Origin of the sequence: Halorubrum halodurans (assembly GCF_002252985.1) — an archaeon.
Taxonomy (GTDB): Archaea; Halobacteriota; Halobacteria; order Halobacteriales; family Haloferacaceae; genus Halorubrum; species Halorubrum halodurans.
Genome location: NZ_NHPJ01000079.1, coordinates 20,458 through 43,871 on the forward strand (window position 1 = coordinate 20,458; position 23,414 = coordinate 43,871).

At 70.1% G+C, this 23,414-nt stretch carries 19 protein-coding genes and 1 pseudogene; 12 read left to right on the plus strand and 8 right to left on the minus strand.

Annotated elements, in window-relative coordinates; all coding sequences use genetic code 11:
* Positions 1-198 precede the first annotated feature (198 nt).
* Positions 199-1,077 carry a serine hydrolase gene (locus DJ70_RS07485; RefSeq protein WP_094531583.1) on the plus strand — a complete coding sequence of 293 codons (879 nt, stop codon included), beginning with the start codon at positions 199-201 and terminating at the stop codon, positions 1,075-1,077.
* A gap of 54 nt (positions 1,078-1,131) precedes the next feature.
* Here DJ70_RS07485 and DJ70_RS07490 read toward each other — a convergent pair whose 3' ends face one another.
* Positions 1,132-2,301: a class II histone deacetylase gene (locus DJ70_RS07490; RefSeq protein WP_218827796.1), complete on the minus strand. Its 1,170-nt coding sequence runs from the start codon at positions 2,299-2,301 to the stop codon at positions 1,132-1,134.
* Positions 2,302-2,744: 443 nt separating this feature from the next.
* On the opposite strand from DJ70_RS07490, the gene DJ70_RS07495 reads away from it, so the two are divergent.
* A complete protein-coding gene (locus tag DJ70_RS07495) occupies positions 2,745-4,442 on the plus strand; it encodes a BCCT family transporter (RefSeq protein ID WP_094531585.1) in 1,698 nt (565 codons plus the stop codon).
* A gap of 129 nt (positions 4,443-4,571) precedes the next feature.
* Positions 4,572-5,933 (plus strand): aminotransferase class III-fold pyridoxal phosphate-dependent enzyme, encoded by a 1,362-nt coding sequence (locus tag DJ70_RS07500; RefSeq protein ID WP_094531587.1) that lies wholly within the window; start codon positions 4,572-4,574, stop codon positions 5,931-5,933.
* Positions 5,934-5,987: 54 nt separating this feature from the next.
* Here the strand turns inward: DJ70_RS07500 and ilvA are convergent, their stop codons facing one another.
* Both ilvA and DJ70_RS07510 read right to left on the minus strand, forming a co-directional pair.
* The gene (gene ilvA / locus DJ70_RS07505; RefSeq protein ID WP_094531589.1) at positions 5,988-7,220 is read right to left on the minus strand and encodes a threonine ammonia-lyase; all 1,233 of its coding nucleotides are present in this window, start codon (positions 7,218-7,220) and stop codon (positions 5,988-5,990) included.
* Positions 7,217-8,596 (minus strand): amidohydrolase, encoded by a 1,380-nt coding sequence (locus tag DJ70_RS07510; protein WP_094531591.1) that lies wholly within the window; start codon positions 8,594-8,596, stop codon positions 7,217-7,219. The genes ilvA and DJ70_RS07510 overlap by 4 nt, the downstream gene beginning before the upstream one ends.
* A gap of 124 nt (positions 8,597-8,720) precedes the next feature.
* On the opposite strand from DJ70_RS07510, the gene DJ70_RS07515 reads away from it, so the two are divergent.
* Both DJ70_RS07515 and DJ70_RS07520 read left to right on the plus strand, forming a co-directional pair.
* The gene (locus DJ70_RS07515) at positions 8,721-9,698 is read left to right on the plus strand and encodes an NAD(P)-dependent oxidoreductase (RefSeq protein WP_094531593.1); all 978 of its coding nucleotides are present in this window, start codon (positions 8,721-8,723) and stop codon (positions 9,696-9,698) included.
* An 84-nt stretch (positions 9,699-9,782) separates the two neighbouring features.
* Complete coding sequence (locus tag DJ70_RS07520; RefSeq protein ID WP_218827797.1) at positions 9,783-10,319, plus strand: DUF4870 domain-containing protein; 537 nt, start codon at positions 9,783-9,785, stop codon at positions 10,317-10,319.
* 33 nt (positions 10,320-10,352) lie between these two features.
* Here the strand turns inward: DJ70_RS07520 and DJ70_RS07525 are convergent, their stop codons facing one another.
* Positions 10,353-11,531: a M24 family metallopeptidase gene (locus tag DJ70_RS07525; protein WP_094531595.1), complete on the minus strand. Its 1,179-nt coding sequence runs from the start codon at positions 11,529-11,531 to the stop codon at positions 10,353-10,355.
* 355 nt (positions 11,532-11,886) lie between these two features.
* On the opposite strand from DJ70_RS07525, the gene DJ70_RS07530 reads away from it, so the two are divergent.
* On the plus strand, positions 11,887-12,903 hold the full coding sequence (locus DJ70_RS07530) for a sensor histidine kinase (RefSeq protein WP_094531597.1): 1,017 nt from the start codon (positions 11,887-11,889) through the stop codon (positions 12,901-12,903).
* 48 nt (positions 12,904-12,951) lie between these two features.
* Here DJ70_RS07530 and DJ70_RS07535 read toward each other — a convergent pair whose 3' ends face one another.
* Complete coding sequence (locus DJ70_RS07535; protein WP_094531599.1) at positions 12,952-14,013, minus strand: phosphoribosylaminoimidazolesuccinocarboxamide synthase; 1,062 nt, start codon at positions 14,011-14,013, stop codon at positions 12,952-12,954.
* 160 nt (positions 14,014-14,173) lie between these two features.
* Between DJ70_RS07535 and DJ70_RS07540 the strand changes: the two genes are divergently transcribed.
* Positions 14,174-14,752, plus strand: a complete 579-nt coding sequence (locus DJ70_RS07540) for a tRNA (cytidine(56)-2'-O)-methyltransferase (RefSeq protein ID WP_094531601.1) — start codon at positions 14,174-14,176, stop codon at positions 14,750-14,752.
* 25 nt (positions 14,753-14,777) lie between these two features.
* Here the strand turns inward: DJ70_RS07540 and DJ70_RS07545 are convergent, their stop codons facing one another.
* Positions 14,778-16,256 carry an ATPase domain-containing protein gene (locus DJ70_RS07545; protein ID WP_094531602.1) on the minus strand — a complete coding sequence of 493 codons (1,479 nt, stop codon included), beginning with the start codon at positions 16,254-16,256 and terminating at the stop codon, positions 14,778-14,780.
* A gap of 104 nt (positions 16,257-16,360) precedes the next feature.
* Between DJ70_RS07545 and DJ70_RS07550 the strand changes: the two genes are divergently transcribed.
* The gene (locus DJ70_RS07550; RefSeq protein ID WP_094531604.1) at positions 16,361-17,845 is read left to right on the plus strand and encodes a PAS domain-containing protein; all 1,485 of its coding nucleotides are present in this window, start codon (positions 16,361-16,363) and stop codon (positions 17,843-17,845) included.
* A gap of 36 nt (positions 17,846-17,881) precedes the next feature.
* Here DJ70_RS07550 and DJ70_RS07555 read toward each other — a convergent pair whose 3' ends face one another.
* Positions 17,882-18,841 (minus strand): hypothetical protein, encoded by a 960-nt coding sequence (locus DJ70_RS07555; protein WP_094531606.1) that lies wholly within the window; start codon positions 18,839-18,841, stop codon positions 17,882-17,884.
* Positions 18,842-18,973: 132 nt separating this feature from the next.
* Between DJ70_RS07555 and DJ70_RS07560 the strand changes: the two genes are divergently transcribed.
* From DJ70_RS07560 to DJ70_RS07570, 3 genes are read left to right on the plus strand one after another with little or no spacing between them, the layout of a single operon-like run.
* Positions 18,974-19,498: a transcription factor gene (locus DJ70_RS07560; RefSeq protein ID WP_066416873.1), complete on the plus strand. Its 525-nt coding sequence runs from the start codon at positions 18,974-18,976 to the stop codon at positions 19,496-19,498.
* Positions 19,498-20,193 carry a DUF2110 family protein gene (locus DJ70_RS07565; RefSeq protein WP_094531608.1) on the plus strand — a complete coding sequence of 232 codons (696 nt, stop codon included), beginning with the start codon at positions 19,498-19,500 and terminating at the stop codon, positions 20,191-20,193. Before DJ70_RS07560 ends, DJ70_RS07565 begins: the two co-directional genes overlap by 1 nt.
* Before the next feature lie 13 nt (positions 20,194-20,206).
* A complete protein-coding gene (locus tag DJ70_RS07570; protein ID WP_094531610.1) occupies positions 20,207-20,983 on the plus strand; it encodes a DUF5803 family protein in 777 nt (258 codons plus the stop codon).
* A 154-nt stretch (positions 20,984-21,137) separates the two neighbouring features.
* On the opposite strand, the pseudogene DJ70_RS07575 reads toward DJ70_RS07570, so the two are convergent.
* Positions 21,138-22,385, minus strand: a pseudogene (locus DJ70_RS07575) (RNA-guided endonuclease InsQ/TnpB family protein); the annotation flags it as partial.
* 284 nt (positions 22,386-22,669) lie between these two features.
* Here DJ70_RS07575 and DJ70_RS07580 point away from each other — a divergent pair.
* Positions 22,670-23,371 carry a competence/damage-inducible protein A gene (locus DJ70_RS07580; RefSeq protein WP_094531612.1) on the plus strand — a complete coding sequence of 234 codons (702 nt, stop codon included), beginning with the start codon at positions 22,670-22,672 and terminating at the stop codon, positions 23,369-23,371.
* Positions 23,372-23,414: the final 43 nt, after the last annotated feature.

Below are 23,414 nucleotides of genomic sequence, written 5' to 3' on the forward strand. Positions count from 1 at the left end.
CGGGCGGCGGAGGCCACGCGACGGCCGGCCGAACCGGATCGAGTGCCGGCACGGAGAAGGGACTTCCCGAGGCGTTATGCCGCTCCGGCGGGAGCGTCGCGACGTGTCCGAACCGACCCCCGAGTTCGCGGGCGCCGGCCGACCGGTCGCCGTGCCGGTCCGGACGCCGCCCGCGGGACCGACGGAGGCCCGAGACGGATGAGACCCGACCGCCCGCCCGTCGAGACCGACGCCGACCTCGCGGAGGCGATCGACGCGATCGCCGACCGGTTCGACGGTCGGCTCGGCGTCTTCCTCGGCCTGTCACGGGAGGTGGAGGAGTTCGACGTGCTCCACCGACGGAACGCGGACGGGACGTTCGTCGCCGCGAGCACGATCAAGCTCCCGATACTCTACGCGCTCTACGAGGCGTACGACGGGCGACTCGACGCGCTCGCGGAGCCGCGACCGATCGCGGCCGAGAACCGCGTCGGCGGCAGCGGGATATTTCACCTCCTCGACGATCCGACCCCGTCGCTCGAGGACCTCGCGCGGGCGACCATCGCGATCAGCGACAACGCCGCGACCAACCAGCTGATCGACGAGCTCGGCGCGGAGCGCATCGAGGCGGCCGCGGCGCGGCTCGGCATGGCCGACACCCGGCTCCGGCGGAAGATGATGGCGACGCTTGAGGGCCACGACTTCGAGCCGCTCGGCGAGCAGCCCGACGGCGAGCCGGCGAACCTCACCACGCCGGCCGACTGTGCCCGTTTCTTCGCCGACGTCGTCCACGAGGCGACGCTGTCGCCGGCGGCGTACGACCGGCTCCGGGTGCCGCTCGACGAGCAGAAGGACGCGTCGCTCTTCGCCCGGTACCTCCCGTACGGGACGCCGATCGCACACAAGACCGGCGGCCTCCCGACGGCGGCGCTGGACACAGGGGTCGTCTCGGCCGACGACGGCGGGACGCCGCCGCTCGTGTTCGCGGCGTTCGCGACGCAAGCCGAGAACGGTGGCGACGCGGGCGACGCGGTCGCGGCGGTCGGCGACGCGGCGTTCGAGCGGTTCGCGGCGCTACGGCGGGAACGCGGCGACTGACGGGAGGAGCGCGGCGGGCGGTAACGGCGGAGAACGGGAACCGTCAGCGTGGCGCTACCCGTCGGCCGGCTCCGCCAGGACGGGCCAGTGCGTTCGGTGGTGGTCGATCGCCTCGTCGAGCCACGCGTCGACGAGGTCGGTCGGCTCGTCGAGCCACGCCATCGGGTCGTCGTGGCCGTACCCGTCCAGGTCGACGAGTCGGTCGAGCACGCCCTCGAGGACGCCGAGGGTGGCAAAGGAGAGGTGCGACGGCTGGTAGCCGCCCTCCTGGATCAGCGCCAGGCGGCCGTCGGCGGCGTCGTCGGCGAGCGCCCGAACTCTGGACCCGAGCGTCCGGAACCCGCCGCGGGTGACGAGGTTTCGGCCGTTGGGGTCGACCGTGCCCGCGTCCTGGCCGGCGCTCACGAGGACGAGGTCGGGGTCGTACGAGCGGACGACCGGTTCGACGATCGTCTCGAACAGGCGCTCGTACCCGCGGTCGCCGGTGCCCGGCGGGAGCGGGACGTTGAGGGTGTATCCCGCCCCGTCGCCCGCGCCGTCCTCCGCGAGCGACCCCTCCTGCGGGTGGTACTCGGACCACGAGCCGTGGTCGTGGTGGGCGCTCACGAGGAGGACGTCGTTGCGGTCGTAGAAGGCCTCCTGGGTCCCGTTGCCGTGGTGGACGTCCCAGTCGACGATCGCGACCCGGTCCGCGCCCGAGGCGAGCGCCTCCTCGGCCGCGATGGCCGCGTTGTTGAGGAAACAGAACCCGTCCGCCTGGGTCGGCTGCGCGTGGTGGCCGCTCGGACGACACAGCGCGTACGGGATTCCCGCCCGCCCGGACAACGCGTGGTCGGCGGCGGCGGCCGCGGCCCCCGCCGCGACCCGCGCCGCGTCGTACGTCGCCTCGTTCGCCCCGGTGGTCGTCCGGCCGATCCGGCCGCCGCCGTCGGCACAGAACCCCTCCAGCCAGTCCACGTAGTCCGCGTCATGAACGCGCTCGATCGCGTCCCGCGTCGCCCGGTCGGGCTCGACGAAGCGGCTCTCCTCGGGGAAGCCGTGTTCCACCGTCGCCACGATGTTCTCGACGCGCTCGCGGCGGTCCGGGTGGGTCTCGTCGGCGGCGACGATCGGCGTCGAGGGATGCTTGAACGCTCCCGGCGGCTGTTCGTGATCCAGCATGCGCTCGTGCCAGAAGACGGTGAGATCGGCGTCGCCGCCGTTCGCGGTCGGTTCGGCGGTCATCGGTTCTTCCTCCCGCGAATCGGGTCCGCTCCGCTCGAGTCGGTCGGGATCGGCGACGGTCGGCTCTCTCGCGGATCGGCGGCCGCCCGTGCGGACGGCGCGTGCGTCGCGTGTCGCATGCCCTCGCTTTCGCGGGAGGGGGTGAAAAGATCCCGGCGTGACGGCGGAGGGGTACGGCGACGGAACGGCACGGTGACGGAACGGCACGGCGACGGAGCGGCGACCCGGAGTTCCGGCACGCCGTTCCGGTTCTTCGGTCCGCTCGCGCCGGGTATACACAACAACCGTGTACTACGAATACGAAAAAGGACAACATTTATGTAAGGCCGATTCAACAACCGGACTGTGCTATCACGTATCACGGCAACCGGCCGGCGGGGGGAATCGGACGACGACCGTCGCGTGCGCCCTATCTCGAGACGGTTCCGCGGGGGTGATCCCGCGTGAGCGACGCGGAGGAGGCTGACGGTCCGATCGCGACGTTCCGGGAGGAGATCGACCCGACCGTCTTCGCGTTCGGCGCGCTGATAACCCTGGGCGTGATCGTCGCGTTCTTCATCAATCCGTCCGCCGTCGAGAGCGGCATCTCGTCGCTGAACAACCAGCTGCTCGGCGCGTTCAACTGGGCGCTGCTGCTCATCGTCTTCTTGATCGTGTTGTTCCTGCTGTTCCTGATCGTGGGGCCGTGGGGCGCCATCAAGCTCGGCGACGAGCCGCCGGAGTACAGCTTCCTCTCCTTCTTCGCGATGTTGTACTCGGCTGGCTTCGCGGCGGGCGTCGTCTTCTGGGGTCCGACCGAGGCGCTGTTCTACTACAGCAACCCCTCGCCGCTGTTCAGTACCGTCGAGGGCGGAACGGCCGAGGCGATGACGATCGCCGTCCAGCAGACGCTGTTCCACTGGGCGCTACCGCAGCTCGCGGTGTTCACCATCATGGGCATCGCGATCGGCTACTTCGCGTACAACTACGAGAGCGTCCCGCTGCGCGTCTCCTCGGCGCTCACGCCGATCCTCGGTGCCGACAACCTCGACGGTCCGCTCGCGAAGGTCGTCGACGTCCTCGCCGTCTTCGCGACGATCGGCGGCGTCGCCACGTCGCTCGGGTTCATCGGGAGCCAGTTCGTCACCGGCCTCGACTACCAGTGGGGGATCAACATGGGCGACCTCGGCATCCTGCTCGTCGTCACCATGATGACCCTGCTTTTCACGACCTCGATGGTGCTCGGGGTCGACAAGGGGATCCGCCGGCTCTCGAACTTCAACATGGTGCTCTTCGTCGCGCTCATGCTCGTGACGTTCGTCGTGGGTCCGACGCTGTTCCTCGTGCTGCTCGGGACGCAGGCGTTCGGCGGCATGATCAGCGAGTTCGTCTCGATGAGCCTCTTCACCGGTGCCGGACCGATGGGCGCGGGCGAGTCGGGCGCGACCGGCTGGATGAACGCGTGGACGGTGTTCTACTGGGCGTGGGCGCTCTCGTGGTCGCCGTTCGCGGGGCTGTTCATCGCGCGGATCTCCAAGGGGCGGACCGTCCGCGAGGTCGCCTTTACCGGGATCGTCGCGACCTCCGGCGCAACCATCCCGTGGTTCACCTTCGTCGGCGGCACCGCGGTCTGGGCACAGCACAACGGTATCGCCGACTTCGGCGCGGTGATCGCCGGCGAGGCCGGGCCGGAGGTGTCCGGGTTCATCCTCTTCGAGGCGCTGAACTTCACGTTGAACCTCGGCGGAGCGTCGATGACGATCCCGATCGGGTCCGTGCTGATCTACGCCTTCATGATCCTCGTGACGACCTTCTTCGTCACGTCCGCGGACTCCTCGACGCTCGCCGTCTCGATGATGACGACCGGCGGGAAGGCCAAGCCGTCGAACATCAACCGGATCTTCTGGGGCGTCGTCCTCGGGATGACCGCGGCGATCCTGATGATCCTCGGCGGCACCGGCAGTGCGAACACGCTCCAGCAGGCGGCGATCATCACCGGAACGCCGTTCGCCTTCGTCTGCTTCCTCGCGATGCTGGCGCTGATCAAGGACTTCGGCGAGAACTACGATCAGGTGCTCTTCCAGAACGACACCGTGTTGTACGGATCGAAGGACGACTCCGGGTCGCGGTCCGGGTCCGTCGCCGGGTCCGACGACGACTGAGTCGGCCGGCGACCGAATCGACCGACGAGGGAAGCGGCCGGCGTTTCCCGCCCGTTCCGCTCGCGTCCCCGTTCGCCCGCTCGCGCGTCGGGAGAAGGTTTTAATGGACACTGTACACACTTACTGTGTATGGACAGGGACACTGCGGAGCCGGACGCCGGCGGTCTGCCGGGTCCGAACGCCGAGAAATGGGTGGAACGCTACGGCGAGCACGCCGCGCCCAGCGAGTACTCCCACGAGTTCGTCTGGGACGTCACCCGCGAGGCCGACGGCCCCTTCGTCACCGACGTCGACGGCAACGTCCTGATGGACTTCACGTGCCACATCGGGGCCGCGCCGCTCGGCTACAACAACGAGAAGGTGCTCGGCACGCTCCGGGAGTTCGACCTCGTCGAGCCGATGAAGATCGCGGGCCAGGACATGTACTTCGGCTCCGGACCGGACCCCGACGACGCCCCCTTCCCCGGATCGGCCCAGCTGATGGAGCGGCTCACGGAGGTCTCCGCGACGTTCGGGCTCGACACCGTCTTCCTCTCGAACTCCGGGGCGGAGGCGATCGAGAACGCGATGAAGGTCGCCCACGACCACAAGCCGGCCGCGAAGTACGGCTTCGCGTTCGGCGGGAGCTTCCACGGCCGGACCCTCGGAACGCTCTCTCTCACCAACTCCAAGGACGTCTACACCCGCCACTACCCGGAGGTCGCCGGGATCGAGACGGTGCCGTTCTGCGCGGATCGCGAGTGTACCGCCGAGACGTGCGACTGCGGCTTCTTCGCCGGCGGCGGCTCCCAGTTGCGGAACGCGCTCGCGCCGGAGGGCGGCCACGTCGACCCCGCGGAGGTCGCGTTCGTCGTCCTCGAGCCGATCCAGGGCGTCGGCGGCTACCGCTTCCCGAGCGAGCCGTTCATGGCGGAGGTCGGCGCGGTGACCGACGAGTACGACATCCCCCTGATCGTCGACGAGATCCAGTCCGGCGTCGGCCGCACCGGAGAGTTCTGGGCGTCGGAGCACTACGACCTCGAACCCGACGTGATCGGGGCGGCGAAGGCGCTCCGGGTCGGCGCGACCGTCGGCCGCTCGGAGCTGTTCCCCGACGAGAAGAACCGGCTCGGCTCCACGTTCGGCGGCGGCGACCTCCTCGGGTCGATGATGGGCGCGCTCACGATCGAGGCGATCGAGGAGCACGACCTGCTCGCGAACGCGCGGACGCGCGGCCGGCAGGCGAAGGAACTGCTCGCGGACGATGCGGGCGACCACGTGGTCGACGTGCGCGGGAAGGGGCTCATGCTCGCCGTCGAGTTCGACACGCCGAAACGCCGCGGCGAGGTCGTCAGGGAGGCGCTGGAGCGCGGCCTCCTCACGCTCGGCTGCGGCAAGAAGACGATCCGGCTTCTCCCCCCGCTCGACTCGACGGAACGCGAGATCGACCTGGGGATCTCGATCTTCCTCGACGCGGTCGCGGCCGCGGGACCGACGCCGACGACCGCCTGAGACGGCGGGTTCGGTCGAACCGGTCGGGGGCGTTCGGACCGTTCGGAAACGAGACTACCCCTCGAGCGACCGCGACGCCACCGCGACGCCGTCGAGGTCGGCGAGCGCGTCGAGCGTCCCGCGGAGGTGATCGGGGCCGCTGCCCTCGATCCGCACGGTCACGGGGACTCGGTTCGGGTCATCGTCCGCGCGTCGCTTCCCCCGCTCGAGCCCGTCGAGCTCCGCCCCGCGGTCCGCGACCGCGTCGGTGAGATCGCCGAGCGCGCGCGGCCAGCCGTCGACGAGGAGGCGGGCCTCGGTGTAGCGGCCGAGCTCGGCGAGGCCGGTCCGGGTCAGCTCCGCGTGGTCGGTGAGGTTCACGTTGCCACCGGAGACGACCGCCGCGACGTGTTCGCCCGTCACGTCGAGGTCGTCGGAGCAGAGCGCGGCGACCGGCGCGGCCCCCGCGGCCTCCGCGACCGTCTTCGCCCGCTCGGCGAGCAAGGTGACGGCGACGGACAGCTCCCGGTCGGTGACGGCGACGACCTCGTCGACCCGCTCGCGGACGACCCGCCACGTCGTCTCGAGCATCCGGGTGTCGGCGATACCCTCGGCGACCGTGTCCACGTCCGAGAGCTCGACGAGCTCGTCCCGCTCGATCGAGGGCTTTGCGTGGAGCGCGCCCTCCGGCTGGACGCCCACGACGCGGACGTCGTCGTCGGCCGCGAGCAGGGCGGTCGCGACCCCGGATATCAGCCCGCCGCCGCCGATGGCGACACAGACCGTGTCGATCTCGGGGTACTGCTCGCGGAGTTCGAGCCCGACGGTCCCCTGGCCGGCGATCACCGCCTCGTCGTCGAACGGGTGGACGAAGGTCCGGCCGGTCGCCTCCGCGCGCTCGAGCGCGTGCTCGTAGGCCCGCTCGTAGATGTCCCCCTCGACGACGACGGTCGCGCCGTACCCCCGCGTGGCCTCGATCTTCGAGGCGGGCGTCACCTCGGGGACGACGATCTCCGCGTCGATCCCGAGCAGCTCGCCCGCGAGCGCGACTCCCTGCGCGTGGTTGCCCGCGCTCGCCGCGATGACGCCGGCGTCGCGCTCGGCGGGCGAGAGCCGGGCCATCGCGTTGTACGCCCCGCGGATCTTGAACGAGCCGGTCCGCTGGTGGTTCTCGAGTTTGAGCCCGACCGAGGCCGCGCCGCTCCGCTCGGCGAACGTTCGCGACCGGTCGAGCGGGGTCCGGTGGGCGACGCCGTCGAGGCGCTCGCGGGCCGCCTCCACGTCCCCGATCGAGACCGGAGCCGTCATCGATCGGCGTCGGCCCCCGTCGAACCGCCGTCCGTCGCCGAAGGATCCCTATCGGTCGAAACGCCGCCGTCCGTCGCCGGGACGTCGCCGTCGGCCGAAACGTCGCCGCCTTCGACGCCGAGGATCGCCTCCGTCAACACCCCGACGCCGATCGGCAGGCTCTCCTCGTCGACGTCGAACGTCGGGGAGTGATGGCCGGTGGGGTGGTCGGTGCCGACGATCATGTACGTCGCGAGCCCGCCGTTCGACTGGACGCGGTCCATCAGGTACGTGGCGTCCTCGCTCGCGCCGAAGTCCGCGACCGGCAGCACCTCGGTCACGCCCTCGATCCCCTCGGCGACGGAGGCGACGTGGTCGGCGAGTTCGGGGTCGCTGTCCGCCCGCGGGCACTCGGTCGTGACCTCGAACTCGAGCTCGCAGCCGTGCGACTCCGCAGCCCCGCGGAACGCCCGCTTCAGCCTGGATTTCCCGTACTCCTTGAGCGCCGTCGTCTCGCCGCGGGCCTCCGCCTCGACGCGCGCGCGGTCGGCGATCACGTTGCTCGCGCTCCCCGCCTCCGCGTAGCCCACGTTCACACGAGTCATGCCCTCGCTGTGTCTGGGAATCCCGTACGCGTTCGAGATGGCGGTGCCGAGCGCCTGCATCGCGTTGTCGCCCTCCTCCGGGGACTTGCCGGCGTGCGCCGAGGTGCCGTGGAAGGTCGCCTCGACGTGGGCGATCGCGAGCGCCCGTTCGATCCCGGCGACGACGCGACCGGTGGGGTGGCCGAGCCCGACGTGGACCGCGAACAGGTAGTCGATCCCCTCGATGAACCGGCTCTCCGCCATCGGGTGGCCGCCGCCGCCGAGCTCCTCGGCGGGCTGGAAGAAGACGACGAACCGCCCGGCGAAGTCGCTCTCGGCCACCGCCTCCAGCGTCGCGAGCCCCATGGTCATGTGGGCGTCGTGGCCGCAGGCGTGCATCACGCCGTCCGTCTCCGACCGGAAGCCCTCGGCGACCGGGACGTGGTCGTCGTCGGTCGACTCCTCGATGAACAGGCCGTCGATGTCGACCCGGAGCCCGACGGTCGGCCCCTCGCCGCGCTCGAGGACGGCCACGCAGCCGGTGACGCCCCCCGCGGTCCGTTCGAGCACGTCCTCTCGCGCGCCGCGGTCGCGGGCGCGCTCGACCCACTCGTCGTAGGCGTCCTCCTCGAGGACGCCCATCCGGTCGTCGGGGTCGTACGCCTCGCGGCCGACCGCGAGCTCGTCGACGCCGATCCGCTCTATCTCCTCGACCAGCCGGCTCGTCGTGTAGAACTCGCGCCAGCCGGGCTCGGGGTGTTCGTGGAGTTCTCGGCGCGTCTCGACGAGCCGCTCCGCCACGGGTCGTGTCATGTGAGCCCGTGGCGCTCGAACGTACTTAAGCGTACACGATGATCGTATATGAAGACTACAAAAAAGGTAAGTACCGGTCCGGCGAATCCCCGAACATCACCGCCAGCAGGCGGCGAATCCACCAATGAGCGAGCCAGACGTCGTCGTCCTCCGCGAGGGGACCGAGGGACTGTCGATGGAATCGTACGCCGAGACGCTCCGCGACCGCCTGCCCGACCGCGAGGTCGCGCTGGCGCGGACGCCCGCGGAGGAGCGCGAGCTCGTCCCGCGGGCGCGGGTCGTCACCGGGATCACGGTCGAGGAGGCGCAGATCGCCGACGCCGACCGCTTGGAGCTGTTCGCGTGTACCTTCGCCGGCACCGACCACGTCCCCGTCGAGGCGCTCACGGACCGCGGCGTGGCCGTCACCAACGCCGGCGGGATCCACGCGCCGGGGATCGCGGAGCAGTCCATCGCCAACATGCTCGTGTTCGCCCGCCGGCTCCACGAGGGGTGGCGGCGCAAGTCGAACGCGGAGTGGCGACACTTCCAGTCGCACGAGTTCGCGGGCAGCACCGTCACCGTGATCGGGCTCGGCTCCATCGGCCAGCACGTCGTCGAGCGCCTCGAGGGGTTCGACGTGGAGACGATCGGAGTCCGCTACACCCCCTCGAAGGGCGGCCCGACCGACGAGGTCGTCGGCTTCGAGGAAGACGCCATCCACGACGCGCTCGCCCGCAGCGACTACGTCGTCGTCGCGTGCCCGCTCAACGACCTCACACGCGGGCTGATCGGCGAGGCGGAGCTGGCGACGCTGCCGCCGCACGCCGTCGTCGTCAACGCCGCCCGCGGCGGGATCGTCGACACCGACGCCCTGGTGTCCGCGCTCCGCTCCAGCGGGCTCCGCGGGGCCGCCCTCGACGTGACCGATCCCGAGCCGCTGCCCGCGGACCACCCGCTCTGGGACCTCGAGAACTGCCTGGTCACGCCTCACACCGGCGGCCACACGCCGAAACACTGGGACCGGCTCGCAGACATCGTCGCCGACAACGTCGCCGCGCTCGAGTCCGGCGGCGACCCCGCCGACCTCCGGAACCTCGTCGCCGCGCCCGACGGGGACTGAGCGATCCGGTCCCGGAAGCGGAGCCGCCGACCGCCGTCCGTCTTTAATACCTCAGCGAGCGTATGCGTCCCCGGTGTACTATCAATGGTAACCGACCGGTCAACCGCCGGAGACGCCGTCGATGCCGTCGACGCCGTCGTCGAGGAGCCGACGAACGACCCGCTCGCGGGAGAGGAATCGACGGACGTGGAGGCGACGAGCGGGATCGACGAGACGGGGCCGACCGGATCGGGAACGACCGCCGACACGGCGACCGGGACCGGGCTCGAACCCGCCGTCGCGGGCGCGCTCAGCTACCTGCTCGGACCGATCACGGGCGTGTTGTTCTACGTCTCGGAGCCCGAGGACGCCTTCGTCCGGTTCCACGCCGTCCAGAGCACGCTGGTCTTCGGCGGGCTGTTCGTCGCCTCGATGGTCCTCTCGGTCGTCCTGACGCTGGCGTCGTTCGTCCCCGGCGTCGGCTGGATCGCGGCCGCGGTACTGGGGATCGGAAGCCTGCTCCTCACGCCGGTCGCGTTCCTCGCGTGGGCGTTCCTGATGTACGAGGCGTACCAGGGAGAGGAGTACGCGGTGCCGCTCGTGGGCTCGTACGCCCGACGGTACGCGGCCGTCGGCGAGTGAGCCGGTCGACCCGACGCCGAGCCCGGTCCCTCCTCACGCCGTGAACAGCCGGCGCGGGAAGTCCGCGAGCGTCTCCGCGCCCGTCGAGGTGACCCGGAACGTCTCGCTGAGCTCGACGCCGAACTCGTCCTCCCACAGGCCGGGGATCATGTGGAAGGTCATCCCCTCCTCCATGACGGTCTCGTCGCCGGGGCGGATGCTGGCGGTGTGCTCGCCCCAGTCCGGCGGGTAGCCGAGCCCCATCGAGTAGCCGATGCGGTCCTCCTTCTCGACGCCGTACTGCGCGATCGTTTCGCGCCACTCGCGCTCGACGCGCTCGCAGGTGACGCCGGGCTCGACGACGTCGAGCGCGGCCTCGATCCCCTCGACGACGACGTCCGCGGTCTCCTCGATGGCGTCCGGCGGGTCGCCGACGAACGTCGTCCGCGCGAGCGGCGAGTGGTAGCGGTGGCGACACCCCGACAGCTCGATGAGGACGGGGTCGCCCTCCTCGAACTCGCGGTCGGTCCAGGTGAGATGCGGCGTCCCCGTGTGGTCGCCGGAGGGCATGAGCGGGACGATCGCGGGGTAGTCGCCGCCGTACTCGTCGGTGCCGCGGACCAGCCGGTCGTAGATCGCGGCGGCGGCCTCGTACTCCGGGACGCCGGCCTCGATGGCGTCGAGCCCCGCGAGCATCGCCTCCTCGGAGATGCGGGCGGCCTCCTCCATGTAGGCGATCTCTCGGTCGGACTTGTGTATCCGGAGCCAGTTCACGAGGAGGTCGGCGTCGACGAACTCCGCGTTCGGGAGCTGCGACCGGAGCCGGGTGTACGACTTCGCCGTGAAGTAGGCGGCGTCCATCTCGAGGCCGATCCGGCCGGCGTCGACCGCCAGGTCCTCGAGCACGTCCGCGAGGAAGTCCATCGGATGGAGGTCGTACGGCGAGTGGACGTGGTCGTCGCTGTACGCTCGCATGTTCTCCTCAGCGAGCCACGTCGTGGCGCGCGCCCCGTTGCGGTCCATGTCGCGGCCGACCCACACCGGCTCCGGGTAGTCGCGCGTGACGACGACGGCCTGGTGGACGTAGAAGGACCAGCCGTCGTACCCCGCGAGGTAGTTCATGTTCGCCGGGTCCGCGACGACGATCGCGTCGAGGTCGCGCTCGTGGAGGCGCTCCTTGGTTCGTTCGACCCGCGACTCGTACTCCGACCGTGGGAAGACATCGTGTGGCATGATCCGGGCCCTGTCGGATGCGTCTCTCGCACGGGTGTAAAATATTTCGTGTATCAGAACTACGGAAACCGTTTACTTCGCGCCGCGGCCGACGCGTGGCGGGCGGTCCGACCGCTCGACGCCGGCCGGCGGCGGGGGGCGCGAACCCGCCACGCGGCGGCGAGGGCCCGGCACGGTCCCCACGGCACCCGACGGGGACGGCGGTGCCGCCGGAAACGTTTTCAGACCGATACTGACATACGAACAACTGGATGTGGTGGAAATCGAGTGCTCGGAGCTCGGGGACGTGGAGCGACGGACGCCACGGTCCGGGGGACGGCGTGGCGAGACCTGAGTCGGTCAGAGAGCGTGGAGCATGACGTCGTGGGAACCGGAGACGTCGGCGGCGTTTCGCGCGCTCACGGAGTACTCCACGGACCTCGTCTCGGTCCTGGACGAGTCGGGGACGATCCTCTACCAGAGCCCGTCCGCCGAGCGCGTCCTCGGGGAGGAGTCGGACGAGCGAGTCGGGACCAACGCCTTCGAGTACGTCCACCCGGACGACCGCGGGCGGATCGCGGAGACGTTCGGAGAGATGGTCCGGAGCCCAGGCACGGTCACGGAGCGCGTCGAGTACCGGTTCGAACACGGCGACGGCTCCTGGATATGGATCGAGTCCATCGCCAGCAACCGGACCGACACGACGATCGACGGCTACGTCGTCAACTCGCGGGACGTCACCGAGCGGAAGGAGAAACAGCAGCGCCTGGAGCGGCAAAACGAGCGCCTGGAGGAGTTCACGAGCATCGTCTCTCACGACCTTCGCAACCCCCTGAACGTCGCCCAGGGACGGGTGGAGCTGGTTCGGGAGACGTGTGACAGCGAGCACGTCGACCCCCTCGACCGGGCCCTCGATCGGATCGACGACCTCGTCGACGACCTCCTGACGCTGGCCCGTCGAGGCGAGCCCATAGGCGAGACGGAGCCGGTCGATCTCGCGGAGCTGTCCGAGCAGTGCTGGCGGACCGTCGAGACGGCCGACTCGACGATCCGGCCGTCCATCGATCGGACGATCCGGGCCGACCGGAGCCGCCTCAGACAGCTGCTGGAGAACCTGATCCGGAACGCGGTCGAGCACGGCGGCACGGACGTGACGCTCGTCGTCGGCGAGTTGGACGAGGGGTTCTACGTCGAGGACACCGGGCCCGGCATCCCCGAGGACGAGGGCGACGAGATCTTCGAGGCCGGCTACTCGACCGCGGACGACGGGACCGGCTTCGGACTGTCGATCGTCAAGGAGGTGGCCGACGCCCACGGCTGGACCGTCCGCGTGACCGACGGCTCGGCTGGCGGGACGCGGTTCGAGGTCACCGGGGTCCAGTTCGCCCGATGACCCCGCCGCGGGGACCGGCTCGCCCCGGCTCGGCCCGGCGGGCCCGTCCTATCCGTCCAGCGACCGGACGGCCGAGACCGCCTCGTCGACGGGTGGCGCGTCGAACCAGTCGGTTCCCGTGTAGGCGTTCGCGCCGGCGGCGTACATCGCCGAGACGGCCTCGAGGACCTCTCGGGGGAGATCGATCGGCTCCTCCTCGCAGAGTTCGCGCCAGTCGGCGATGTCGCGGTCGCCGACCGCCGCCTTCGCCTCGCCGACCGCCTCGACCCACTCGGGGTCGGCGCGTTTGTACCACTGGCGGACGACCTCCTTCGAGACCTGCTGGCCGCCGTAGGAGAACCGGTTCTCGTCGAAGGTCCCGACCACGTCGGCGACGCGGAGCTCCCCGTCGACGTAGAGGCACTCGATCTTGCCGTCCTCGTGGACGAACCCGGCCGCCTCGGCGTGGTCGGTGACGACGCGGTTCACGTCGCGCGCGAGGGCGGCGAGCGCGTCGACGTCGGCGCGGCCCGCGATCCGGTCGGCCTCCGCCCGCGAGAGGTACCGGTCCTGCTCCTCGTACTTCGTCGAGAACTCGACGACGGGGTCAGACAGGCCGACCGACTCGTCCGGCCACTCCTCGAAGTCGAGGTCGAGGTCGGCCGGGTCGCGCCGGCTCCGGAGGCTCGAGCCCACGGGGACCGTGTTCCGGAAGACGACCTCCAGGGGGACGAGGTAGTTCGCCCCGCCCGCGGCGTGGAACGCGTCGTAGTCGTACCCCGCGTCGGGGCCCTCATACGGGAGGTCCGGCACCCGCGTCAGCTCGATCGCCATCTCGGTCGGCGGCGCGCCGGCCTCGGCGAGCGGGACGACCGCCGCCTCGGGATCGGCCCCGGAGTCGACGGCGACGGGGTCGACGACGCCGCGGTAGTGCGTGGGGATCCCGGCGTCGGCCAGGCGCTCGAAGTTGAACGCGCCCATGGTACAGAGGCTCGCACCCTTGTGCGGGATCGCGTCGGGCATCCGTCCCCAGTCGAACACTGAATAGGCGTCGGTGAACGCGAACCGACCGCTGCCGAGGGCCTCGGCGGTCGCGGGCTCGACGACGCGGAACTCCTTGACGCTCGTCATACCGGATCCGCGACCGCCTCCCAAATGAATCTTTCAGTTACGTGGTCACCTCGGCTCGTCGTCGACCATATCGATCCACATTTGTGGATCACCTTCGGCGGGGGAGCGACGGGCCGACGGCATCGAAAGGCCCTCACGCCTCCCCGTCGCAGGTGGACGCATGAGCGAGGAACGCGAGGTCGCCGTCCTCCGGTACGGCCACCGACCCGGACGGGACGACCGCATGACGACGCACGTGGGCCTGACCGCGCGGGCGCTCGGCGCGGACCGGGTGATCCTCCCGGACAACGCCGGGCAGTCCGCGGAGACGGTACGAGACATCACGGACCGGTTCGGCGGTCCCTTCGGCGTCGAGTTGCGCGACGACCAGACGGCGATCGTCCGGAACTGGGCGGGGGTCGTCGTCCATCTCACCATGTACGGCGAGCGGATCCAGGACGTCGAAGCCGAGATCCGCGAGGCGGTCCGCGGCGGCGACGAGGTCGGCGGCGACGGCGAGGCGGGGCGGGACCTGCTCGTCGTCGTCGGCGGCGAGAAGGTCCCGTGGGCGCTCTACGAGCGGGCGGACTTCAACGTGGGCGTGACGAACCAGCCGCACTCGGAGGTCGCCGGCCTCGCCGTCTTCCTCGACCGGCTCTTCGAGGGGGCGGAGCTCGACCGCGAGTGGGCCGACGCCGACCGCCGCGTGGTGCCGGAGGCGACCGGCAAGACGGTGGTGGACGCGGACGGCGACGGGTAGCTCGGGGCTCGCTCGACGCCGCCCCTCACTCCCCGTCGGCTCCGCCGGTTCGCTCGCGGTCGACGACCTCCGGTGTGCCCCCGAGGATCCCCCGCATGTTCGACATCGGCTCGCCGACCGTGATCCCGTGTTCCGTGATCTCGAACTCGCGGATCGTCCGCTCGAAGTCGGAGGTTCGCTTCTTCAACACGCCGACGGCCTTCCGCATCTCCCCGTGGATCTCCAGGTGGCGGAGGAAGACGATGTTGTCGGCGAGGTAGCTGATGTTCTCCATCGTCGCCTGGAACTCGCCGGTGACGTTTCGCGTCTCGTCGACGAAGACGGCGGTCGCGCCCATGTTCTTGAGGTAGCGCCCGAGCGCGTGCATCTGCTGGAGCATCGTGGTCTCCTCGCCGCGGAGGGTGAGCCGGTACCCCGAGATCCCGTCGATCATCACGATGTCGGCGTCCCGCTCTTCCACCTCCTCGCGGACCATCCGGGCGAACTCCTGGGGGGACCGTTCCAGCGCCTCCACCTCGGTCACCTGGAGCGTCCCCTTGTCGATCATCCGGTCGACGGGGATGTTGACCGCTCGCGACCGGGCGAGGAACGTCTCCTCTGTCTCCTCGAAGAGGTAGATCACCGACCGCTCCCCGCGCCCGGCGGCCTCCTTCATGAACTGCGTGGACAGCGTCGTCTTGCCCACGCCGGTCGGCCCGCTCACGATGGTCACGGTTCCCCGCTCGAGCCCGCCGTCGAGCAGCTCGTCGAGCTCCGGGATCCCCGAGGAGACCTGCTCGGGTTCGTACTCGCCGACGTGCTCGCCCGGCTGGAGCGCCGGATAGACCTCGATCCCGCCGTCGGTGATCCGATAGGCGTGGTCGCCACCCTCCGTCGAGGATCCGCGGAACTTCGGCACGCGGATCGACTTCCCGTGGGGCTCGCTCCCCAACACGACGGTCCCGTCCGTGATGAACTCGAGGTCGTCGGTCGGCTGCGACGCCGTGTTCTGGACGGTGAACAGCACGGTCGCGCCCCGCCCTTTGAGGAATCGCATGAAGCCGACGACCTGTTTGCGGAACTGGTAGTCGTCGTCGGTCAGGTACCGGAGCTGCGTCAGGGGGTCGACGACGACGCGATCGGGATCGACCGCCGTGACGCCCTCGACGATCCGGTCCGTGAACGACTCCCGTTCCACCTCCGACGGGGCGAACACCTCGTAGGACAGGTCCTCGGTGAAGACGTCCGCGCTCGGGCTCAGATCGAGGAACTCGATCGCGTCGGTGTCGAACCCGAGCGCCGCGGCGTTCGCCTTCAGGTCGCCGAGGTCCTCCTCGAGGTTGACGAAAAGCGCCGTCTCGCCGCGTTCGACCCCCTCGGCGAGGAAGTGGAGGCCGAGGATCGTCTTCCCGCTTCCCGCCCGGCCGCTGATCATGTAGCTCCGCTCCGGGATCAGTCCGCCGGACAGGATCTCGTCGAGGCCGACGACGCCGGTCGAGACCCGGTCGGGGAGTGATGGTGACATCTCGTCCGTCCTTCGGCGAGCAGCGTTATAAAATGCCGACGCCCCCGCAAGCGGCGTGGCGCAGGGACAACGCTTAGTGGACGTGCGTGCTTCTACTACGGGAGATGGCATCGGGTTCGGACGCGGTCGACGGGGACGCGGTCCGTGGCGCCGAGGATCACGGAAGCGAACCCAGCCTGCTGCTGTTCATGCGACCGGGCCGCGATCGCGAGCTGCTCGTCGAGGCGCTGTGCGACCGGTATCGGATCGAGACGGCGACGGACCCGACCGCGCTCGAGTCGGCGTTCGACTGCTGTCTGCTCGACGCCGCCGGCTTCGAGCGGGCGGGCGATCGGATCGAGTCGAGACGGGAGCGGTCGGCCTCCACGTTCCTCCCGTTCGTCCTCCTGATCCCCGAGGACGCGACCGGCCCGACCGCGGAGCGCGCGTGGGACGCCGTCGACGACGTCGTCGATCTCCCGGTGAAACGTGCCGAACTCTCCGCGCGGGTCGCGAACCTGATCGAGCGACGGGAGACCTCGTTGCGGCTCGCAGAGCGCGAGCGGCGCCTGGCGGAGACCGTCGAGGACCTGCGGCTGAAAGAGCGGGCGATGGACGAGGCGCCGGTCGGCATCACCCTCGCGGAGCCGGGAGACGAGGACAACCCGCTGACCTACGTGAACGCGGAGTTCGAGGACCTCACCGGGTACGGCTCCGAGATGCTCGGCGAGGACTGTCGGTTCCTCCAGGGCGAGGAGACCGCCACGGAGACGACGGCGCGGATCCGCGCGGCGATACGCGCCGAGGAGCCGGTGTCGGTGGACGTCCTGAACTACCGCAGGAACGACCGGAAGTTCTGGAACCGGCTCACGGTCGCGCCGATACGCGACGAGGAGGGGACCGTCACGAACTACGTCGGGTTCCAGATGGACATTACCGACCGCAAGATCCGCGAGCGAAGGCTCGAGGTGATGAACCGCGTCCTGAACCACAACCTCCGGAACAAGATGAACCTGATCGAGGGGTACGTGGATCTCCTTCGCGAGGAGATCGACGACGGGGAGCCGCAGTCCGTGGACGTGATAGAGCGGACGGCGGACGACCTCATGGGGATCGCGGAGAAGGTACGGCAGATCGACCACACGCTGTCGTCGGAGCCGTCGGGGACCGCGATCGCGTTGCGCGACCGACTCTCCGAGCTGGTGGGCACGTTCGAGGACCGGTACCCGAACGCGACGTTCGAGCTCTCCTTGCCGGCCGACGACCCGGTCGAGGTCGTCGCGGTCGGGCTGTTGACGGCGATCGAGGAGGGGATCGAGAACGCGGTCAAACACAACGACGCGCCGACCCCGTCCGTCGAGATCCGGGTCGACCGCCCGGAGCCGGGATGGGTCGCGATCGAGATCGAGGACGACGGGCCGGGGATCCCGGACCACGAGACGACCGTGCTCAGACACGGCGAGACGGCGGTGACACACGCCGAACGGCTGGGTATCTGGCTGATGTACTGGATCGTGAACAGGGCCGGCGGCGACTTCGCCGTCTCCACGGACGAGGGCGAGGGGACGACCCTTCGCCTGTCCGTTCCGACGGGAGAGCCCGGATCGTGAGGGCCGGGCGGAGCCGATAGCGGGGGCGACGAGCGCCTACAGCGCCCGCTTCGACCGGAGGCGCGCGAGCCGGACCCGCGCCTCCTGGCGGGTGGTTCCGCGGACGCGACCGGTCTCGTCGTCTGCCATCGAGACGAGCGAGAGCCGGTCGAAGAGCGGCGGCCAGTCGGCCGCGCCCGCCGCCTCCCCCGCGAAGGCGACCGCGTTCGCGAGCCCGTCGCGTTCCGTCTCGCCGGCGCGGGCCACCGCGGCGTCGGCGGCGCGCCGCCGGTCGGCGACGAACAGTCGGTCGCCGACGATCGCCGGGATCCACGCCGGGAGCGCGACGAGCCAGACGAGCAGGCCGGCGACGGCGTACGCCGGCGCCGGGATCCGCTCGCGGTCCGGCTCGTAGCCGTGGATGCGGTTGACGCGGCGGTCCGCCGGGCTGCGGTCGGAGCGGCGGCCGACGAGCAGCGTCGCGAGCAGCGTCACCCACTCGACGACGACGAGTCCGGGCAGCAGGGCGGTCGTGAAGGCGGCCTCGCGGGTGCGGAGACGCACCAGCGCGTGGCGCAACGCGGCGTCGCGGTCCGCCGCCGGCAGCGAGAGGAGCCGCGTGGAGACGACGAGTCGCGGTCCCCGGTAGCCGTCGACGACGGCGACGTTGGCGGCCTCGGCCCTGACGGCCGTCACCGGCGGCGGGTCGACGCCGACCGCCTCCGCGACCGCGTCGACGCGCGACTCGACGAACGCCGCGGGGCGGTCGTCGAGGTCGGCGTCGGGGAGCCGCGCGATCCGCCGGTCGACGAGGACCGGGCCGAGCGCGGCGGAGGTCCCGAGCCCGACGAGGACGGCGCTCAGCGCGACGGCTCCGCCGCCGAGCTCCGGACCGCCGGCGGCGCCGAGAAGCCACGCCAGGGGGACGATCGGGACCGCCGCGAGGACGACCGGGACGGTCGCGAGCGCGAGCGCGCCGAGGGCCGTGGCCGCCCGATCGATCGGACCGGAGTTCATACGCGGAAGGCGTGAGGCGGGCGGCGTATAGCTCTGCCGGAGGCCGTCGGTCCCCGTCGGAGGCGGACCGGCCGGAGCCGTCGGCTCCGCCTTCCGGAGCTTTTAACCTCGCTCCGCCGCCAGATCACGGTAATGGCTTTTGAGGACCTGTTGAACGACCCCGTCATCCAGAAGTACCTCCACGAGCTCGTGGGGCCGACGGGGATGCCGGTCGCTGCCGCACCCCCGGACGGCGAGGTGACCGACGAGGAGTTGGCCGAGGAGCTCGGGCTGGAGCTCAACGACGTCCGCCGCGCGCTCTTCATCCTCTACGAGAACGACCTCGCCACCTACCGGCGGGTCCGCGACGAGGACTCCGGCTGGCTCACGTACCTCTGGACGTTCCACTACGACAACATCCCGGAGAACCTCCAGGAGGAGATGTACCGGCTGCTCGACGCCTTGGAGGACCGCGAGGAGTACGAGCGCACCCACGAGTTCTACCTCTGTGAGGTGTGTTCGCTCCGCTTCGAGTTCGGCGAGGCGATGGACTTCGGCTTCGAGTGTCCCGAGTGCGGCTCGCCGCTCGACGCGATGGAGAACGACCGGCTCCAGGAGGCGCTGTCGGCGCGCCTCGACGAGCTTCGAGACGAACTCAACGCGGACGTGACCGGCTGATGGTCGTCCTCGCGACGAAGTGCTACGTCGAGGGCGACGCCCGCGAGCGCGCGCTCGACGGGATGTACTCGCTCGTCGACAACGACGTCGGCGAGCTCGCCGTCGAGTGGACCGTCGGCGTCCGCGAGGACGGCTTCGTCCAGGTCGACGTGACCGGCGAGGACGCCACCGTCGCCCGCAACGTCCTCGCGGAGACGTGGGGCGAGGTCGTCGCCCACGACGAGGGGCTCGTCCCCGGCGAGACGTACGTCGGCACCCTCGAGTCGTGGGACTCCGACGGGTTCGTCCTCGACGCGGGCGAGGAGGTCCGGATCCCCGCCGGGGAGCTGGGTCTCGGCGTCGGCTCGCCCGAGCAGGTCGTCGAGCGGTTCGGCCTCGTCCAACACCTCCCCATGGAGTTCGTCTACGGGGGGAACCCCGACGATCCGGACGCCGACCCGCACCGGCTCGCGGACGCCGAGCGCGACCGCCTCTACGACTGGCAGCGCGGGTCGGGTCGGCTGAACGTCAACTCCGCGACGCGCGGGGAGGTTCGGGCGACCGTGAACCGCGCGGGTCACGCGCGGGACATCGTCACCGTCGAGCGGCTCGGCCTCCTGGAGCAGAGCATCGTCTGTACGGAGAACACGGACCCGCCGGGACTGCTCGCCGCGATCGGCTCGTATCTCCCGGCGGAGATGCGCTGTGTCGTCTGAGGTGAACTGAACCGTGAACCGACGCTTCGCGCTCGCGGTGGCGATGGTCGCGCTGCTCGCCGCCAGCGCCGGCTGTCTCGGCTACGTCACCGGCGGCGGCGAGGTCACGAACGAGACGCTCGACGCCGAGCCGCCGCGCGAGTACGACTTCGACGCCGACCGCGACGCCGTCTTCGAGCTCTCGACGGACGCGCGCTACACGGTCGTCTACGACCTCTCCGGCCGCGACGAGCTCCGCCTGTACCGGCAGACCCCGTACGCCGGCGACCAGCCGCTGGAGTTCGAGGCGTTCCGGTACCGCTACCCCGACGGCGAGGTGGTGACCGGCAGCGAGTTCCGCGCCCGCGGCGGCGAGGTCGAGCGGACCCCGGACGAGACGTGGATCCGCCTCGCCGACGACATGGAGGGCGGAGCGGTCGCCTTCTCGGGTGCCGGGTCGCCTCGGCGGTTCACGTCGCTGGCGTACGTCGAGGGCTCCTACGCCGTGACGCTCCCGCCCGGATTCAGCACGGACTTCCCGCTCGTCGGACACGTCTCGCCGCGGAGCTACGAGGTGGAGACGGTCGGCGACCGCGACCGGATCGTCTGGGAGGAGGTGACGGGGTCGATCGTCGTCCAGGCGTACCGCGAGAGCGACCTCGTGATCTTCGGCGGGATCCTCGCCGTCGCGGTCCTCGTCGCGGCCGTCGGAACGCTGCGGTTCAAACGCCAGCTCGAGGAGCTCCGCGAGCGGCGCCGCGAGATGGGCGTCGGCGTGTACGACGACGAGGACGACGACGGCTTCCTGTAAACTACCCTACCCTACTCGCTCACGGCGTCTTCTCGCGGGCCTGCGGCCCGCTCGAATGGTCCGCGGAACTCCGTTCCGCGCTATTGCCGTTCGTGGTTCGAGACGGCGGAGCCGTCTCGTCATCACGAGAGACGCGGCGCGTCTCTCGAACGACTTCGTTGAGGGCGGGGCTTTCGCGTGGACTCCCGTTCTGGCCATCGCTGGCAGGCTCGTACTCACCGTTCACGTTCAACGTCCCGCGATTCAAGCGCACGTTTACGGGTGCGCCTCCGTCCGACGACGTTTGCGCCGAGCGGAGATGCTTCAGACCGATGTTCTTCGCCGCGTTGTAGTCGGCGTTCACTTCGTAACCGCACTTCTGGCAACAGAACCGTGCTTGCGTCTCGCGGTTCTCTCGGAGTGTCGTCCCGCACTTCGAACATCGCTGGGAGGTGTAGGCGGGACTCACCTGCTCGACCGTGATGCCGACGACTTCGGCTTTGTACTCGACGTACTCGAACAGGCGTCGGAAGGCCCACGCGTGGAACTTCTTGGCGTTCGGCATCCGCTCACGAATTCCGGTCAAGTTCTCGAACGCGATCACGTCACAGCCGTTCTCGACGGCTTCCGCGACGAGTTCCTTCGAGACGGTGTGGAGGAAGTGGTCGTAGCGTCCCGTCTCGGTGCGTCCAACCGACTGGATGGTTTCGTGAGCGGCCCGGGTTCCACGTCGTTGGAGCGACCCGCGCCGCTTTTCGAACTCGCGGTGCCAGTGGTTCAGCTCTGCGCCGTTCCAGAACGAACCCGTGGAGGTGACGGCAACGTTTTCGATGCCGAGGTCAACGCCGAGGACTGTGCTGTGCCCGGCGTTGCCGTCGTCGGCAGTCTCGGACTCCACGTCCGCCTTTGTGCGGACGTGAAGGTAGAACTCGCCGTCGCGGTAGTGCAGTTCCGCGCCCGTCACTTCGTAGTCGTCGTTGAACAGATACTCCGAGTGAGGCGTCTCGCGGTCCTCGTCGGGGAGAACGTACTCGGCGGTGATGCGGCCCTCGACGGTCGAGAGCGTCGCGTGGTCGTCGTTGAACGTCGCACATCGCTTGTCGTAGACGAGCGTCGGCGCGGAGAAGCGCGGCTTTCCCGCGTAGTCGCCCTGTTTCCACCTAGCGACGACGCTCTGGACGGCGTCGGCGGCCTTGTTTCGGGCGTTCTGGACGAGATTCGCTTGAAGTCGCGTCTCGGCCCGCACGTCGTCGTAGGTCTCACGTTGGAGTTGGGCTTTGCTCGTGGTCTTGTACTCGCCTTGCCAGGCGTGGTCAACGACGTAGTTGGCGGCCCACAGGAACTCGGAGATGGTTTCGTGGAGGAGAGCGGCGTCGCTGTCGGCCACGTCGAGTTTGACGGGGACCGTGCGACGTACCTCCATCCGTAATTCAGATGTTACGCTAAATTTTTATATTAATACCGTTTTCGGAAGAGAGTTAGCCACGTGTAGAACGTGGTACTGACGGTATCATGTCGGTTTCCTCCCCGACCTACTCGCTCCCTTCGGTCGCCCTTGAGGTCGGGGGCTCCACCTTGAATTACGCTGAGACGACGCCGGAGGCGGACCGTCGCGCCGACGGCTCGATCCGACCGGCGGTTCGATCCGACCGGGCGCTCGATCCGACCGTCGGCGGCCTTTTTTACTCGCCGCGCGTGGGTTCGCACATGAACGCCGCCATCGTCACCGTCGGGGACGAACTCCTCGTCGGGGACACCGAGAACACGAACGCGACGTGGCTCTGCGGCCGGCTCGCCGACCGGGGCGTCGCGGTCCGGCGGGTGACGGTCGTCCCGGACGAGGTCGGAGAGATAGCCCGCGTCGTCAACGAGTACCACGCGGAGTACGACGCCGTGATCGTCACCGGCGGGCTCGGGCCGACCCACGACGACGTGACGATGGAGGCGGTCGCCGCCGCCTTCGGCCGGGAGGTCGTCGAGAACGAGGCGGCGGCCGCGTGGCTCGAGGAGCGGGGGTACAGCGCCGGCGACCTCGCCGCGGAGACGACGCACCTGCCCGCGGACTGCCGTCCGCTCCCCAACGACGAGGGGGTCGCGCCCGGCGCGGTCGTCGAGTCGGTCTACGTCCTGCCGGGCGTCCCGGCGGAGATGAAGGCGATGTTCGAGCGCGTCGAGTCGGCGTTCGACGGGATCCCGACCCACGCGGTCGTCGTCGCGGTCGACGAGCCCGAGAGCACGCTCATCGACCGGTTCGCGGAGCTCAGAGAGCGGTTCGAGGTGCGCGTGGGGTCGTATCCGGGCGAGAGCGTCAGGGTGAAGATAACGGCGGAGAACGCGGCGGAGGCCGAACGGGCCGCGGCGTGGCTGCGGGATCGAGCGGAACTGGTGGAGCGAGCGGACGGGTCGTGAGACGGCGCGTCGACGCCGCGATCAGCGCGCGAGGTAGGCGACC